The following is a 15,686-nucleotide window of genomic DNA, read 5'->3' as shown; positions in this document are numbered from 1 at the left end:
GTTGCAAAACTAAAATAAATATGCAATGTTATGAATCAGAAAAACTAGCTGAACATGCAATAGATAGCGATTTTGACCATACCAACGTGGCTGTTCCAGCCCTTTATCTTTGAGATGACTAAACTGTTGTTCAATTTTTCCACGCTCTTTCATCAACTGTTTGCCAAAGGTAGTTTGTAGAAAATGAGACACTACACGACGATGTGTACTTTTGATTGGTCCGCTATTACGCGGGTTAATTGGATTGATCGCAAAGATATCACATGCTCCGGCAATTTCATGAATGTGCTGACTATCATAAGCGGCATCTGCAACGGAAAATAACACATTTTGGTTTTGTATATCCCGAAGCAATGCAGGAGCTATTTTACTATCATGTACATTTGCGGTTGTAAATGCATACGACAATATAACACCTTCTGGTGTAGAACAGACATGAGTTTTATATCCCTTATACCAACCATAGCGAGTAGATTTTCCCCATTTCGCTTGAGAATCATATAAACTACTCCGTAAGGCTGTACTATCAATTAAAACGCACGGAATTAACCCTAAATTCTTTTCTTGAAGAATTTGTTTATGAAGCAACGGAATTTCTTCGTTGCGAAACCAAGTGCCTACACGTGAAAAAGTAGATATATGAGGAACAAGCGAAAGGCCACAAGATACACGAAATGAAGGATATTGATGTAAAAAACGAGTTAACTTACGTAATGAATTGATCTGGAATACCGTTTTTATAAAAAAACATTTGAGTAAAGCTTTTCTACAGATGGGTGGGCGGCCTGTCATAGGCGGAACGCCTCCAATGGTTAAACTGTCTACGTAGGCAAATAAAATTTGTAAAATGGATTGATTTTGATCAAAATTGGTTATCATACTAGTAAATCCGTCCTTTCTGGAGATAGTTTTAGGATACTATCATTCTTCCAGGAAAACGGGTTTCTTTATGCATTCATTTTTGGATATTTATGAGTTTTGCAACACCCTCATAAATATATGCAACATGGGAGTACATGTGTTGGCTTATTATTGCTATTATACGTACTATGGAAGTATAAAGATGAAACAGGGAAAGATATGATTGTAGCTTTAGAAAAAAGAAAGTATTGGGTTTCGATAATCATTGTGACAGCTTTTATATTTATCGTGCATGCGTTCCTAGATCCCTATTTTCATATTTTCCAAATTGGAGGTATAATAGTATCTGGATTGACAAGTTCATTTTGTGGAATTGTCATTGTTTCTATAGTTTACAAAGCAAGGGACTAATTTTATATTCATGAATGATAGCGTTAGGAGAAATGAAATGATGAAAGCATGGAAAAGTATTTTTGTTTTATGTAGTTTTCTTCTTATGTTAAGTGGTTGCTTCCATCAAGAAGAAAAGAAAGCTGAACCGAAGAAGAAAGAATCTATTCCTGAAACGAAAGAATATGGTGGGCGTGAGCTGAAAAAAGTAGGACAAAAAGTGAAAGAAACAGGATGGGGTACTTTCAAGTTAGAGCAGATGCATTCTGTGAATCAAACATTTGAAGTAGCGCCAATGAAAATTCACGTACAAGATGTGAAAGTAATCTCTTTATCACAAATGAGTGAAAAGGCAAAAAATACATTGAAAGTATATACGGCACTAACTCCTGAAGAAGTAAAACGTAGATTAGGGGATAAAGTAAGCCAAGAAGATGCAGAATTATATGCATCGCTAAGTGGAACAGAGATTAGTAATACAATTCGTTACGTTGAGATTACATATAAAGTGGAGAATAGCGGAAATAAAAATATGCAATTTTTCTCTATGAATGATGTTATGATTAATGGTAAGCAACATTTTAAAGTAGCCACTCAAAACTTTTTATATGACGAAGATACGTTAGTTGGTACAAAAAATGTATCAAGAGAAGACTATAAGCCTGGTGAAATAAGAGATGGTATTATTGGTTTAATACTTGACGATGGAAAAGACAAGGTAAAGGATATTCAGTTTACAACTGATGATTTACTTGCAGGAGATTCAGAAACACAAGATGTTGTAAAAGAGCCACAAACGTTTAACATCTCACTAAAATAATGTAAGATAAAACAGTCAGCATACAAATATTATGCTGACTGTTTTTTTATTTCTTTTATGTATGAATCTACATTTTGAAAAGGCACCTTAATTTTAAACGCATCTTTTTGTTCATTAAATTGCTTTTCATTGTAGGGACCGAAACGTTTATTGTGCTTTACATCAATAATCCAATAATGTTCACTTTTTTTATTTGCAATTGCTGCGTCAGGGTTATTTGGATCTGATTTTTCCTCAGTTTGTTTTGCAATAATGTATTTATCATCCCAAGCAATGTCTGTAATTTTTGCAGGGATGTATTGTGTGGCATATACAGCATCTTGCGAGGGGAAAAGTTCAAATGCATTTCCAGAAGTACGTATGAGTTCGTATTCATCGTTAACCATATAAGTTAAGTGACTTGTGTTTCCTGCACAACCAGTTAATAGGAAGGCGACGAATAGGATTATCCATTTTTTCAATATGGGAACCTCCTTTATAATGCTATTGTAACAAATTGTACAAGAAAAGTAAGAGAAACGCTAGTTTACAATGTTTTTTAGAAGTGGTACGATGAGACGGGTAAAGAAGGATATGAAGGAGTCGACATAAAATGAAGTTAAAGATGCATCGTCCAGCGCTTGTAATGAATCGCATAGGTGCTTCCCTAATTGACATGTTTTTAATCTCGGTTATGTATGGTGCAGTAGTAGCTATTATGACCGGAAACTATAGTGCTATGTTTAAGCGCTTTAATATAAGCTTAGGTGATTTTAGATATGATTTTGCAGTAGTTTTCATATTAATGGCGATATATTTTATTGTATTACCCTTTCTTTGGAACGGTGTTACACTTGGAAAAAAGATAACGAGAATAAAACTAATTTCATTGAAGAGTGAAAAGCTAACATTGCAAACATTAATTATAAGATTTTTTGTAGTGTTATTACCGAACGTATTGCTATTAGGAATTCCATTAATATGTAATGTATATATGATGTTGTTTCGCAAAGATAATTGTGGTTTTCAGGATTTAATTACAAAAACGAAAGTAATAAGTCTTGTATAATGAAAAAAAGACCTTTTTATATATAAAAGGGTCTTTTTGATTTTATAAGTATATGGGGAATGTTTACAGTAAGGAAAAGCCAAAATGTATTATTTCTATTTATAATAGATTGAAAATTAAGAAAATGATATAATAATTAAAAATAATATCTTTATTCCGCCATATTGGGGCTGAGTAAAATTTCACTTTATATAATAAGGGGGAAGTTAAAATGACAGGAGGTAGCATAATTTTTTGGGGTATTCTCATTTTTATCGGTCTAGTTTTCGATCAGCGTAATAATAAGAAAAAAGAAGGATAAAAAGTAAACGTTTACAAATTAAATAGCAATTTTTCTTGCTTGCAGATTAATCTTATAAAGGAGTATACTGAATGACGGTAAGACTTATAGAAGGGGTAATGAAAATGAAGCTTGCAGGAAAAGTTGCTATCGTAACTGGCGGTGGCATCGGTATTGGACGTAATACAGCTCTTTTGTTGGCTAAACAAGGCGCAAAAGTTATTGTGACGGACATTGATCAAGAGAGTGGACAAGCAACAGTGGAGGAAATTATGAATCTAGGCGGAGAAGCACTTTTTGTATCCTATGATATGGGAAAGCAAGGAGATTGGCAACGCGTTATTAGCATTACTTTGAATGCATTCAGTCGCATTGATATGCTTTTTCAAAATGCTGGTTTATATAAAATAGATTCTATTTTTTCTCGCCAACAAGAGAACGATTCCAATGTACTTTGTATTAATGACGTTTGGATAGAGATAAAACAATTAACGTCATCTTTTATGAAACAGCAAGAAGAAGTGGTGCTTAGTGATTTACCGATTTTCGGTATTATTAGCACGAAAGGACAATCATTTCATACAGTAGAAGCCCTAGTATAATAATGAAAACCGCCCTCAATATATGTGGACGGTTTTTTTGTATGTGTATAGTAAAGATAAATTTTTTAGCGAATACGTTGTTCAGTTTGGTTATCAAAGAAATGCGCTTTATTCATATCAAATGCTAATTTAATTTGGTCACCAGGTGAAAACGTATGTCTTGCATCTACACGTGCCGCAAAATCTTGATTCCCAAGTTTCATATATAAAATGGATTCAGCACCTAATAACTCAGCAACTTCAATTTTTGTTGTGAAGGCAGTAGATTGTGAAGCTTCTAAAAATAGTAGTTCATCATGAATGTCCTCTGGACGAATACCTAAAACAATTTCCTTATTTACATAGCCTTGTTCACGTAGCATCTTCATTTTTCCTTCAGATACTTTAATTTTTATAGTATTGTCTATAACGAAATCGGTTTCAGTCAATTTACCACGGAAGAAGTTCATAGCTGGTGAGCCGATAAATCCACCCACGAAAATGTTTTCTGGTGTTTCATATACTTCTTTTGGAGTTCCAATTTGTTGGATTTTTCCATCCTTCATAACGACAAGACGCGAAGCCATAGTCATTGCTTCTGTTTGATCATGTGTTACATAAATTGTTGTTGTTCCAAGACGATGATGTAGCTTAGAAATTTCTGAGCGCATTGCAACACGGAGTTTAGCATCTAAGTTTGATAATGGTTCATCCATTAAGAAAACTTTTGCATCTCGAACGATTGCTCTACCTAAAGCAACACGTTGGCGCTGTCCACCTGATAATGCTTTCGGTTTTCTATCTAAATATTGTTCAAGTCCTAAAATTTTTGCTGCATCTTTCACACGACGATCGATTTCATCTTTTGGTATTTTTCGAAGTTTTAATCCAAATGCCATATTATCATATACACTCATATGTGGATAAAGAGCGTAGTTTTGGAATACCATAGCGATATCTCGATCTTTTGGAGGAACATCATTCATTAGTTTACCATCAATTGAAAACTCGCCTTTTGAAATATCTTCAAGTCCAGCTACCATTCGTAATGTTGTAGATTTTCCGCATCCAGAAGGACCGACAAATACAATAAATTCTTTATCTTGAATGTGTAAATTAAAATCAGTTACAGCTGTTACGTTATTATTATATATTTTATAAATGTTTTCTAATTTAAGTTCTGCCATGGTATTTCCCCCTAGAAATAATTATGCAAACGTTTTCTTTGAGTTCATTATAAACGAATAGATTCAAAAAATAAATAAAAAAATAAAACGTTTTCATTTATTGGAGATTTATTAGTGGTTTTCATATGTTTTCTTAGAAAAAGAACAATAAAAATTGTAACCGCTATTTTAAATTGAGATAGAATCTGTTATCATTCATTAATGAAAACGTTTGCGCCTTAAAAAAGAGAAAAATGAATGATGAATGAAATGGGGTAGCATAATGGAAAAACAATGGTGGAAAGAAAGTGTAGTATATCAAATTTATCCTCGTAGCTTTATGGATAGTAATGGTGATGGTATAGGAGATCTTCAAGGGATTATTTCAAAGCTAGATTACTTAAAAGAGTTAGGGATTGATGTGATTTGGTTATCACCAGTCTATGAATCTCCAAATGATGATAATGGTTATGATATAAGCGATTATTGTAAAATTATGAACGAGTTCGGAACAATGGAAGATTGGGATGAGCTATTACATGAAATGCATGAACGTAATATGAAACTTATGATGGACTTAGTTGTTAATCATACTTCGGATGAACATAATTGGTTTATTGAATCACGTAAATCAAAAGATAATAAATATAGAGATTACTATATATGGCGCCCTGGAAAAGAAGGAAAAGAGCCGAATAACTGGGGAGCAGCGTTTAGTGGATCAGCATGGCAGTATGATGAAATGACAGATGAATATTATTTACATCTGTTTTCTAAAAAACAGCCAGATTTAAATTGGGATAATGAAAAGGTAAGACAAGATGTTTATGAAATGATGAAGTTTTGGTTAGAAAAAGGAATTGATGGCTTCCGTATGGATGTTATTAATTTTATTTCTAAAGAAGAGGGATTACCAGCTGTTGAAACAGAAGAAGAGGGGTATGTTTCAGGTCATAAGCATTTTATGAACGGTCCAAACATTCATAAATATTTACATGAAATGAATGAGGAAGTATTATCGCATTATGATATTATGACGGTTGGTGAAATGCCTGGTGTAACGACAGAAGAAGCGAAATTGTATACTGGAGAAGAACGAAAAGAATTGCAAATGGTATTCCAATTTGAACATATGGATTTAGATTCAGGAGAAGGTGGAAAGTGGGATGTAAAACCATGCTCACTTCTTACTTTAAAAGAGAATTTAACAAAGTGGCAAAAAGCATTAGAGCATACCGGATGGAATAGCCTTTATTGGAATAATCATGATCAGCCTCGCGTTGTATCTCGTTTTGGTAATGATGGAATGTATCGCATTGAATCAGCAAAAATGTTAGCGACAGTTCTTCATATGATGAAAGGAACGCCATATATTTATCAAGGAGAGGAAATCGGAATGACGAACGTTCGGTTCCAATCAATTGATGAATATCGAGATATTGAAACGTTAAATATGTATAAAGAAAAAGTGATAGACCATGGTGAAGATATAGAAAAAGTAATGGAATCTATTTATATAAAGGGTCGTGATAATGCTAGAACTCCGATGCAGTGGAATAATCAGAATCACGCTGGATTTACAAAAGGTGAACCTTGGATTACTGTAAATCCTAACTATAAAGAGATTAATGTGAAACAAGCAATCCAAGATGAAGGTTCAATTTTTTATTACTATAAGAAATTAATTGAACTACGCAAAAATAATGAAATAGTTGTGTATGGATCATATGATTTAATATTAGATAATGACCCTTCTATTTTTGCTTATGTAAGAACATATGGAGATGAAAAACTACTTGTCATTGCAAACTTTACTGCGGATGAAAGTGTATTTGAAATGCCTAAGGATATTAGTTATAGTGAATCAGAGTTATTTATACACAATTACGATGTAGAAATCGGATCAATAGATAACATTCCATTACGTCCGTATGAAGCGATAGTGTTCAAATTGAAATAAGAAAAAGCCTTATGCCACTTCAAACTTGGCATAAGGCTTTTTTGGATTACCATTTTAATATGGAGAATCCATATGGAGGAAGTGTAACTTGTAATACACTTGCTTCTGCTGAAAATTCTTCGTTTGTATAAATGTTAATTATTTTCTTACCAGTAACATGAAGAGGGAGTGAAACTGTAACTTCACTATTAGTAGGGTTTAAAACGAAAAAGATAGTTTCATCCTCATATGTTTTCGTATAAGAAATATAATTATGTTCATCATTTGCTTCGATGAATTGAAAAGTACCATGTCCTCCAAATGCTTTATGTTGTTTCCGTAATAAAATCAATGTTTGTATATGGGTAAATAATGCATGATCTTGTTCTTTAGTATCCCAAATCATACATTTACGGCAATCAGGGTCCATGCCGCCATCCATACCAATTTCATCTCCGTAATAAATACAAGGAGAGCCGATGAAAGAAAGATGGAATACATAGAGCAATTTCAACTTATTTTTATCTCCGTTGCATGTTGTTAAAATTCTTGGAGTATCATGGCTGTCTAATAAATGAAATGCTGCTTCATTTACATTCATAGAGTAGGAATGTAGAGATTCTGTAATTTGCTTCATGAATTCACTTGCTTTAATGGAATCGTTAGCAAAGTAAGAAAGTAGAGCGTTTGTAACAGGATAGCTCATGACAGCATCAAATTGATCGCCTTGTAGCCACGGAAGGGCATCGTGCCAAATTTCTCCCAAAATATATACTTCAGGATTTAGTGTCTTTATTTCAGTTCGGAATTCTCTCCAAAAGTTGTGATCGACTTCATTGGCGACATCAAGGCGCCAGCCATCTATATTGAATTCTCGTACCCAATAACGTCCTACTTCAAGTAAGTATTCTTTTACATCTGGATGAGCTGTATTTAATTTTGGCATATACGGTGTAAAGGCGAAAGTATCATAATTTGGAAGTGGTTCTGTTATAATCGGAAATTCATGAATGTGGAACCACTCTTTATATGCGGACTTCTCACCATTCTCTAGTACGTCTTGAAATTTCTCGAAAAAGTATCCACTATGATTAAACACAGCATCGAGCATTACTTTTATACCGTGCTTATGACATTCTTCAACGAGCTCTTTAAAAGTTTCTTTCGTCCCAAATTGTGGGTCAATTTCCATATAGTCAATTGTGTCATATTTATGGTTTGAATGAGCTTTGAAAATAGGTGTGAAATATATTCCGGAAATGCCAAGCTTAACAAGGTAATCAAGGTTTTGAATAACACCAGAAAAATCTCCGCCGAAAAAGTTAGTTGGAGTTGGATTCGCACTTCCCCAAGGGAGGGTGTTTTCTGGATTCAGCGTACTATCGCCATTAGCGAATCGCTCAGGGAAAATCTGATACCAAATGGTGTCTTTAATCCAAGATGGTGCTTTGAATACATCATCTGCATGAATAAATGGAAAACAGAAAAAGTTACCAACATCATCATTTGGAATGCTAGAAAAGAATCCTCGCTCTGCATAAATAAGAGTGTCTGTTTCAGATTTTAATTCAAACCCATAACGTAAGCGCTTAAATTTTGGTTCGATTGAAATGGACCAATAATCAAATAATGCAGTAGAACCCGTTTTTTTCATGGGTGTACTTGCTGATATCCATTTCCCGTCTTTCCATTCGTAAGAATCACCGTAAATAAGATCGGCGCTTTGAATATCATCTCTCTTAGTACGTACTCGGATGTGAATTGTTTGTTCATCATAAGCGTATGCATAATTATCTTTCGGCCTATGATAAATGGCTTCTTTAAACATATAGAAAATCCCCCTTCAATATCTCTATACATAGTATTCCCTTAAGTGTAATAATAAAGCCTATATTGCAAACGATTGCCTTTCTTGTAGCTTTAATATTGCTTATAAGAGTAGTATTCATTTCATATAAAGTCAATGTATAAAGAGTATAATGACATAATTTTTAAATTAATATTTGCAAAATGAATAAAAGAATGTATAATGATAGACAAATAGCGCAAACGTTTTCATGGATTGAGATATTGTTTGCGCTTCAATTAAACTATTAAATGCAAACGTTTTCAGTTACTGAGGTACATAGACAATTTAGGGAGGTTTTTGGGATGAAGAAAGCATTATCATTATTAACGGTTTCAGCATTATCTATTGGTATGTTATCTGCATGTGGGCCGAAAGATTCAGGGAAAAAAGAGGAAAGTAAAGCGAAAAAAGACTATGATCTTCTTGTTTGGGAAGATGATAAAAAAGGTGTTGGTTTAGAACCAGCAGTGAAAAGCTTTGAGGAAAAATATAAAGTAAAAGTAAAAGTTGTTGAAATGCAAATGACAGATCAAGTGAAGAAGTTACGCCTTGATGGGCCAGCGGGGACTGGACCAGATGTTGTAACATTGCCACACGATCAAATCGGAAATGCAGTAACAGAAGGTTTACTTTCTGAAGTGAAAGCAGATGATGCTGTAAAGAGTAAATTTACTAATTCATCAATAGAAGCACAGACATATAATGGAAAATTATATGGTTTACCAAAAGCAATTGAGACACCAGTCTTTATTTACAATAAAAAACTAATGCCAAAAGCGCCAGAAACGATGGACGAGCTGTTTAACTTCTCAAAAGAATTTACGAAAGATGGCAAGTACGGATTTTTAGCATTAGGAGATAACTTCTACTTTGCTAATGCATTCATGGCAGGTATGGGCGGTTATGTATTTGGTGAAAAAGATGGAAAGCCAAATGCAAGTGATGTTGGATTAAATAATAGCGGAGCAGTACAAGGTGCTGAATATTTTCAAAAATGGTACAAGGAAAAATTATTCCCAAAAGGTATTATCGGTGAATCAGGTGGGCCTGCTGCTGATGGACTATTCAATGAAGGAAAAGCAGCTTCTATCATGAATGGCCCATGGGCGTTCCAAGCAATGGAAAAGAACGGGATTGATTATGGCGTTGCTCCAATGCCGAAATTACCAAATGGTCAACCAATGAAAACGTTTGTTGGGGTTAAAGGATGGCATGTAACAAGTTTCTCTAAACAAAATGATTTAGCTACAAAATTCACTGAGTGGGTAACAAATGAAGAAAACGCAAAAATTCGATTTGAGAAAACAAAAGAAATTCCTCCAGTAAAATCAGTAATGGAAGATCCAATTATTAAAGATAACGAAGCTGCAAAAGCAGTTGCAACGCAATCTGAAAATGGAATTCCAATGCCAAACATTCCAGAAATGCAAGAAGTTTGGAAACCAGCTGGAGATGCGCTTCAATTAGTTGTTACAGATAAAGAGGCACCAAAAGCGGCGCTTGATAGTGCAGTGAAACAAATTAAAGGTAATATTGAGGCAAATCATAACAAGAAAAAATAAGGTGAAATTCGTGCCTCTAATATGAGAGGCACGAATTCTCTCCCTTCCATGTAGGAAGAAAAAAGGGGGAAGGAACATGCAAACATCTATGGAACCAGCAAATGGGTTAAACCATTCAAAGCATAGGAAAATGGCAACCATGTTATCAATCATTCCAGGCGTGGGCCAAATGTATAATAAACAATTTGTAAAAGGTCTTATTTTTCTAGTATTAACAGGTTCTTTTATTGTAGCCTTTGCTGATTTATTAAATATGGGATTATGGGGTATTGTAACGCTTGGTACAGAAGTTCCACGTGACCATTCTGTCTTTCTATTAGTAGAAGGAATCTTGGCCCTTATCGTTATCGCTTTTGGGCTAGGCATATATGCATTTAACTTATATGATGCATACCAAAATGGAAAGAAACGTGATAGCGGAACACCGTTAAATTCTGTAAAAGAGCAATATCGTAATTTGTTAGATCAAGGTTTTCCTTATTTAATGGTTTCACCAGGTTTTCTACTACTTATCTTTGTTGTCGTATTTCCAATCATCTTCGTAATTTTAATTGGATTTACAAACTATGATTTATATCATTCTCCTCCAGCTAAATTAGTAGATTGGGTGGGCTTTAAAAACTTTATTGATATTTTCACTTTACCGATGTGGAGAGAGACATTTGTAAGTGTATTCTCTTGGACTGTCATTTGGACATTCGTTGCAACAACATTACAAGTTGCACTTGGTATTTTCTTAGCGATTATCGTAAATCAGCCCGGTATTAAAGGAAAGGCGATTATTCGAACAATCTTCATTTTACCGTGGGCGGTTCCAGCATTCGTATCTATTCTTGTTTTCTCTGGTATGTTTAATGAAACATTCGGAGCGATTAACAATCAAGTATTAGCTTTATTCGGAATTGAAAAGATTGCTTGGATGACAGATCCATTTTGGGCGAAGATTGCTTTAATTATGATTCAAACGTGGCTTGGGTTCCCGTTTATCTTTGCGATGACAACAGGTATACTGCAATCGATTCCGGGAGAATTATATGAAGCGGCTACAGTAGATGGAGCAACTGCTTGGCAACAGTTCCGCAAAATTACATTGCCACTTGTGTTATATGCAACAGCGCCAATATTAATTACGCAATATACGTTTAACTTTAATAACTTTAGTATCATCTATCTATTTAATGGTGGAGGTCCTGCTGTAGCTGGACAAGACGCAGGTGGAACGGATATTTTAATTTCATGGATTTATAAGTTAACGATGACTTCAGCGCAGTACGGAAAAGCAGCAGCTCTTACAATGATATTATCGTTAATTGTTATTACAGTTGCGTTATGGCAATTTAAGAGAACAAAATCATTCCAAGAAGAGGATATGATGTAAATGAATATTAAAAGACAGAAGATGTTACGTCTCTCATTAAGTTATTTAGTTATTTTCGTAATGTGTGCCATCATTTTCTATCCGTTATTATGGATTATTGGCTCATCGTTTAATCCGGGTGATAGTTTATCTGGATCAAGTATTATTCCGCAAAATGCAACGTTAGATCATTATCGTAAGTTATTAGATCTAGAGAATAGTAATTACTTACTATGGTATAAAAACACATTAAAAGTAAGTGTTTTAACGATGATTTTCTCAGTGTTAGCAATTAGCTTTACTGCTTATGCATTTTCGAGATATCGTTTTGTTGGAAGAAAAAATGGTTTATTAACATTTTTAATTCTGCAAATGATTCCAAACTTTGCAGCGTTAATTGCTTTATACGTATTAGCTCAATTAACAGGATTAATTGATACACACCTTGCATTAATTTTGATTTATGTAGGCGGGGCTATTCCGATGAATACATGGCTTATGAAAGGGTATTTTGATACGATTCCGAAAGAACTAGATGAATCAGCTCGAATGGATGGAGCAGGGCATTTTCGTATTTTTTGGCAAATCATTATGCCACTTGCAAAGCCAATCGTAGCGGTTGTAGCGTTATTTACTTTCATTGGTCCATTTACAGATTTCATTTTAGCGAGTATTATTTTGCGAACACCAGAAAATTATACTTTAGCAGTTGGATTATATGAAATGGTTGCGAAGAAATTCGGTAATGAATTTACAACGTTTGCAGCGGGTTCTGTGTTAATTGCGATCCCAATTTCAATTTTATTCCTATCACTACAAAAATACTTTATTTCTGGTTTAACAGCTGGAGGTACAAAAGGATGAAAAATGGGACATTACGTCCCATTTTTCTTTTCATCTCCCTATAAATAAGTTTATAGGGAGATGAAAAGAGATTTGACATCACATGTGAAAAGAAGTGAAATAAATAGTATATTATAGTATAGGAAAAAATAGCTATATCCCTTACAATACATGAAGAGGGAGAATAGGATTAGTTTTGCAAGATATAAGAAATGAAAGTTTATGACTTGCAATGAGTGCGAGATAAAATATATGAAAAATGGCAGAGAAATGAGAGGAGGGGGATTTTTATGACAGTTACAATTAAAGATGTGGCGAAGCAAGCGAATGTGGCACCATCAACAGTTTCTCGTGTAATTGCTGATAATCCAAGTATAAGTGAAAAGACAAAGCGCCGTGTTAGGAAAGTGATGAGTGAATTAGGGTATCATCCCAATTTAAATGCGAGAAATCTTGCGAACCAAACGACGAAAACACTTGGTCTTGTTATGCCAAGTTCTGCAAGTAAAGCTTTTCAAAATCCATTTTTCCCAGAAGTTATAAGAGGGATTAGTTCATTTGCACACGTAGAAGGTTATGCGCTTTACATGTCGACAGGTGAAACGGAAGAGGAAATTTTTAATGGTGTCGTAAAGATGGTACAGGGACGCCAAATTGGTGGCATTATTCTTTTATATTCAAGGGAGAATGATCGGATTATTCAATATTTACATGAACAAAATTTCCCGTTTGTTTTAATAGGAAAACCATATGATCGAAAAGATGAAATTACATATGTAGATAATGACAATTATACAGCTGCAAGAGAAGTGGCAGAATATTTAATTTCATTAGGGCATAAGCAAATCGCGTTCATTGGTGGTGGATCAGATTTACTTGTAACGAGAGATCGTTTAGCTGGTATGAGTGATGCCTTGAAATTAGCAGACATTGTATTACCAAAAGAATATATTTTACATTTTGATTTTTCGAGGGAAAGTGGTCAACAAGCTGTTGAGGAATTAATGGGACTGCAGCAACCGCCAACGGCAATTATGGCAACCGATGACTTAATTGGACTTGGTGTGTTAAGTGCTCTTTCTAAAAAAGGATTCGTTGTACCGAAAGATGTTTCTATTGTAAGCTTTAATAATGCTTTATTATCAGAAATTGCGAGCCCTCCACTTTCGACAGTTGATGTGAATATTTATCAGCTAGGATATGAGGCAGCAAAAGCTTTAGTTGATAAAGTAGAGAATGCAGAATCCACTGCAAAGTGTATCATTATTCCTCATAAATTACTAAAACGTCAAACTTGTGATCATTATGCATAAAAAAGCTAAGAGTTTAACTCTTAGCTTTTTTCATTAGAAAGGCTTCTAATCGGTCGCAGCCTTCTTTTAAAGTTTCGATACTATACGCATAGGACAAGCGAAGGTAGCCTTCACCGTATTCAGAGAATGCTGTTCCAGGAACTACAGCTAGTCCCGCTTCTTTGACAAGATCAAGTGCAAAATCAAATGATGAAGATGTCAAATGACCAACATATGGGAATAAGTAAAATGCACCTGTTGGCTTTTCAACTGTTAATTCCATTTGAGTGAGTCTATTATATACGTAATCACGGCGTTTTTTATATTGGTGGCGCATCATTTTTGGTGCGTCTTTAGCTGCTGTTAATGCTTCAATTGCAGCGTATTGAGCGATTGAAGTAGCACACGTTACATTGTATTGATGAACTTTTAATATGTGTCCTGCTAAATAGCTTGGTGCAAATAAAAGTCCAACACGCCAGCCAGTCATAGAATGTGATTTAGATAAACCGTTAATGACAATTGTCTTTTCACGCATTTCTGGGAAATGTGCGATAGATGTATGCTTTTGTTCATATACAAGCTCACTATAAATTTCATCTGAAAGGACGAAAATATTTTTATCTTTTAAAACATCTACAATATCTTTTAATTCTTCTGTGGATAAAGTTACACCAGTTGGATTAGAAGGATACGGTAGTACGATACATCTTGTTTTTTCTGTAATAGCATTTTTAAGCGCTTCAGCTGTTAAACGAAATCCAGTTTCACGAACATCTACAAAAATAGGCGTTGCACCGCATAATCGAATAATGGGTTCGTAACCTGGATAAATAGGAGCAGGTAAAATTACTTCTGTTCCTGGCTCTAAAATCGTTCGGAATGCAACATCAATTGCTTCGCTAGCACCGATTGTAACGATGGTTTCGTTTTCAGGTGAGTAATGTAAATCGTAGTTATCTTTTACGAAGTTACAAGCTGCCTTACGTAATTCTAATAAACCAGCGTTATGTGTATAGCTTGTATAGTTTTCTGTAATAGCCCGTTTTGCCGCTTCTTTCACGAGAGAAGGTGTAGGGAAATCGGGTTGTCCAATTGTTAAAGAAATCAAATTATCATAGTTTTGAATCATGTTAGAGAATTGACGGATTCCAGAAATTTGGATATCCTTCACTCTAGGGTTAATGAATTGTTCCATTGTATCTCCCTTTCTTCCGTTTGAAAATTAAGTTCATTTTATCATATTTTCTATGATTACGCTTTGTATATGTTATTTAGAAAGAGAGAGAAAAGAGAAAAAAAGCCGCTATAAGCGACTTTTTAATATCCGTATTCCCAATCTATTTCATCTTCATTCCAGAGTACAGAGGATACCTTGCCAAGGTGAACAACTGATTCGTTCACAGCACATGTGCAGTTTTCTTCTCCCGCTTTATGCTGTAACTCTTCATATACTGATTTTTCAACATTTTCTAGAACAACCAAATTTTCTTCTTTTAAAACAAGCGTAGTACCCGCCATATTTATCTTCCTCCTACTAAAGTAATGATCACTTATTTGTAAACATAGATAGTATGGATTATATGCTGTATTTTGCTATAGTTGTCCGTCTAAAAAAGTATTTTTATATTTTCTTTGTAATCCGTATTCATTGTATACTGCACGAAGGAAATTTGGTACAGGGTTTACAATCATTTC

Annotated in this window: 15 protein-coding genes and 1 pseudogene; 10 read left to right on the top strand and 6 right to left on the bottom strand. The window is 34.4% G+C overall.

Annotation, left to right across the window (positions count from 1 at the left end; genetic code table 11):
• Nucleotides 1–9 precede the first annotated feature (9 nt).
• Nucleotides 10–879: an ISNCY family transposase gene (locus V6946_RS21440; protein ID WP_023520903.1), complete on the bottom strand. Its 870-nt coding sequence runs from the start codon at nt 877–879 to the stop codon at nt 10–12.
• Between the two features lie 111 nt (nt 880–990).
• On the opposite strand from V6946_RS21440, the pseudogene V6946_RS21435 reads away from it, so the two are divergent.
• Nucleotides 991–1,272 (top strand): annotated as a pseudogene (locus tag V6946_RS21435) (DUF4184 family protein); the annotation flags it as partial.
• A 37-nt stretch (nt 1,273–1,309) separates the two neighbouring features.
• A complete protein-coding gene (locus tag V6946_RS21430; RefSeq protein ID WP_000973899.1) occupies nt 1,310–2,071 on the top strand; it encodes a hypothetical protein in 762 nt (253 codons plus the stop codon).
• A gap of 29 nt (nt 2,072–2,100) precedes the next feature.
• On the opposite strand, the gene V6946_RS21425 is transcribed toward V6946_RS21430, so the two are convergent.
• Nucleotides 2,101–2,532 (bottom strand): DUF3997 domain-containing protein, encoded by a 432-nt coding sequence (locus tag V6946_RS21425; protein ID WP_000758787.1) that lies wholly within the window; start codon nt 2,530–2,532, stop codon nt 2,101–2,103.
• Between the two features lie 131 nt (nt 2,533–2,663).
• On the opposite strand from V6946_RS21425, the gene V6946_RS21420 reads away from it, so the two are divergent.
• From V6946_RS21420 to V6946_RS21410, 3 genes are all read left to right on the top strand, one after another.
• Nucleotides 2,664–3,119 (top strand): RDD family protein, encoded by a 456-nt coding sequence (locus V6946_RS21420; RefSeq protein WP_000769082.1) that lies wholly within the window; start codon nt 2,664–2,666, stop codon nt 3,117–3,119.
• 211 nt (nt 3,120–3,330) lie between these two features.
• On the top strand, nt 3,331–3,420 hold the full coding sequence (locus V6946_RS21415) for a hypothetical protein (RefSeq protein WP_000145636.1): 90 nt from the start codon (nt 3,331–3,333) through the stop codon (nt 3,418–3,420).
• A gap of 71 nt (nt 3,421–3,491) precedes the next feature.
• Nucleotides 3,492–4,001, top strand: a complete 510-nt coding sequence (locus V6946_RS21410) for an SDR family NAD(P)-dependent oxidoreductase (RefSeq protein WP_000218410.1) — start codon at nt 3,492–3,494, stop codon at nt 3,999–4,001.
• A gap of 65 nt (nt 4,002–4,066) precedes the next feature.
• Here the strand turns inward: V6946_RS21410 and V6946_RS21405 are convergent, their stop codons facing one another.
• Complete coding sequence (locus tag V6946_RS21405) at nt 4,067–5,167, bottom strand: sn-glycerol-3-phosphate ABC transporter ATP-binding protein UgpC (protein WP_212125636.1); 1,101 nt, start codon at nt 5,165–5,167, stop codon at nt 4,067–4,069.
• 262 nt (nt 5,168–5,429) lie between these two features.
• Here V6946_RS21405 and malL point away from each other — a divergent pair, with 262 nt between their 5' ends.
• Nucleotides 5,430–7,106: an oligo-1,6-glucosidase gene (gene malL, locus V6946_RS21400; RefSeq protein WP_006928171.1), complete on the top strand. Its 1,677-nt coding sequence runs from the start codon at nt 5,430–5,432 to the stop codon at nt 7,104–7,106.
• Nucleotides 7,107–7,152: 46 nt separating this feature from the next.
• On the opposite strand, the gene V6946_RS21395 is transcribed toward malL, so the two are convergent.
• On the bottom strand, nt 7,153–8,913 hold the full coding sequence (locus tag V6946_RS21395; RefSeq protein WP_366981355.1) for an alpha-glycosidase: 1,761 nt from the start codon (nt 8,911–8,913) through the stop codon (nt 7,153–7,155).
• Between the two features lie 323 nt (nt 8,914–9,236).
• Here V6946_RS21395 and V6946_RS21390 point away from each other — a divergent pair, with 323 nt between their 5' ends.
• From V6946_RS21390 to malR, 4 genes are all read left to right on the top strand, one after another.
• Nucleotides 9,237–10,496 carry an extracellular solute-binding protein gene (locus V6946_RS21390; RefSeq protein ID WP_366981354.1) on the top strand — a complete coding sequence of 420 codons (1,260 nt, stop codon included), beginning with the start codon at nt 9,237–9,239 and terminating at the stop codon, nt 10,494–10,496.
• 76 nt (nt 10,497–10,572) lie between these two features.
• Nucleotides 10,573–11,874 (top strand): maltosaccharide ABC transporter permease MalC, encoded by a 1,302-nt coding sequence (gene malC / locus V6946_RS21385; RefSeq protein ID WP_001194996.1) that lies wholly within the window; start codon nt 10,573–10,575, stop codon nt 11,872–11,874.
• Complete coding sequence (gene malD, locus V6946_RS21380; protein ID WP_001022608.1) at nt 11,875–12,717, top strand: maltosaccharide ABC transporter permease MalD; 843 nt, start codon at nt 11,875–11,877, stop codon at nt 12,715–12,717.
• A gap of 269 nt (nt 12,718–12,986) precedes the next feature.
• The gene (malR, locus tag V6946_RS21375; protein WP_000219053.1) at nt 12,987–14,009 is read left to right on the top strand and encodes a maltose operon transcriptional repressor MalR; all 1,023 of its coding nucleotides are present in this window, start codon (nt 12,987–12,989) and stop codon (nt 14,007–14,009) included.
• A gap of 13 nt (nt 14,010–14,022) precedes the next feature.
• Here the strand turns inward: malR and V6946_RS21370 are convergent, their stop codons facing one another.
• Both V6946_RS21370 and V6946_RS21365 read right to left on the bottom strand, forming a co-directional pair.
• On the bottom strand, nt 14,023–15,186 hold the full coding sequence (locus V6946_RS21370) for an aminotransferase A (RefSeq protein WP_000434577.1): 1,164 nt from the start codon (nt 15,184–15,186) through the stop codon (nt 14,023–14,025).
• A gap of 122 nt (nt 15,187–15,308) precedes the next feature.
• Nucleotides 15,309–15,509 (bottom strand): hypothetical protein, encoded by a 201-nt coding sequence (locus V6946_RS21365; RefSeq protein WP_000929280.1) that lies wholly within the window; start codon nt 15,507–15,509, stop codon nt 15,309–15,311.
• Nucleotides 15,510–15,686: the final 177 nt, after the last annotated feature.

It is taken from the genome of Bacillus sp. PPSBB_2, from assembly GCF_045291115.1.
In the GTDB taxonomy this organism is placed as follows: domain Bacteria; phylum Bacillota; class Bacilli; order Bacillales; family Bacillaceae_G; genus Bacillus_A; species Bacillus_A cereus.
The sequence above is the reverse complement of the archived record's forward strand: the minus strand, read 5'-3'. Positions and strand labels throughout refer to the sequence as shown.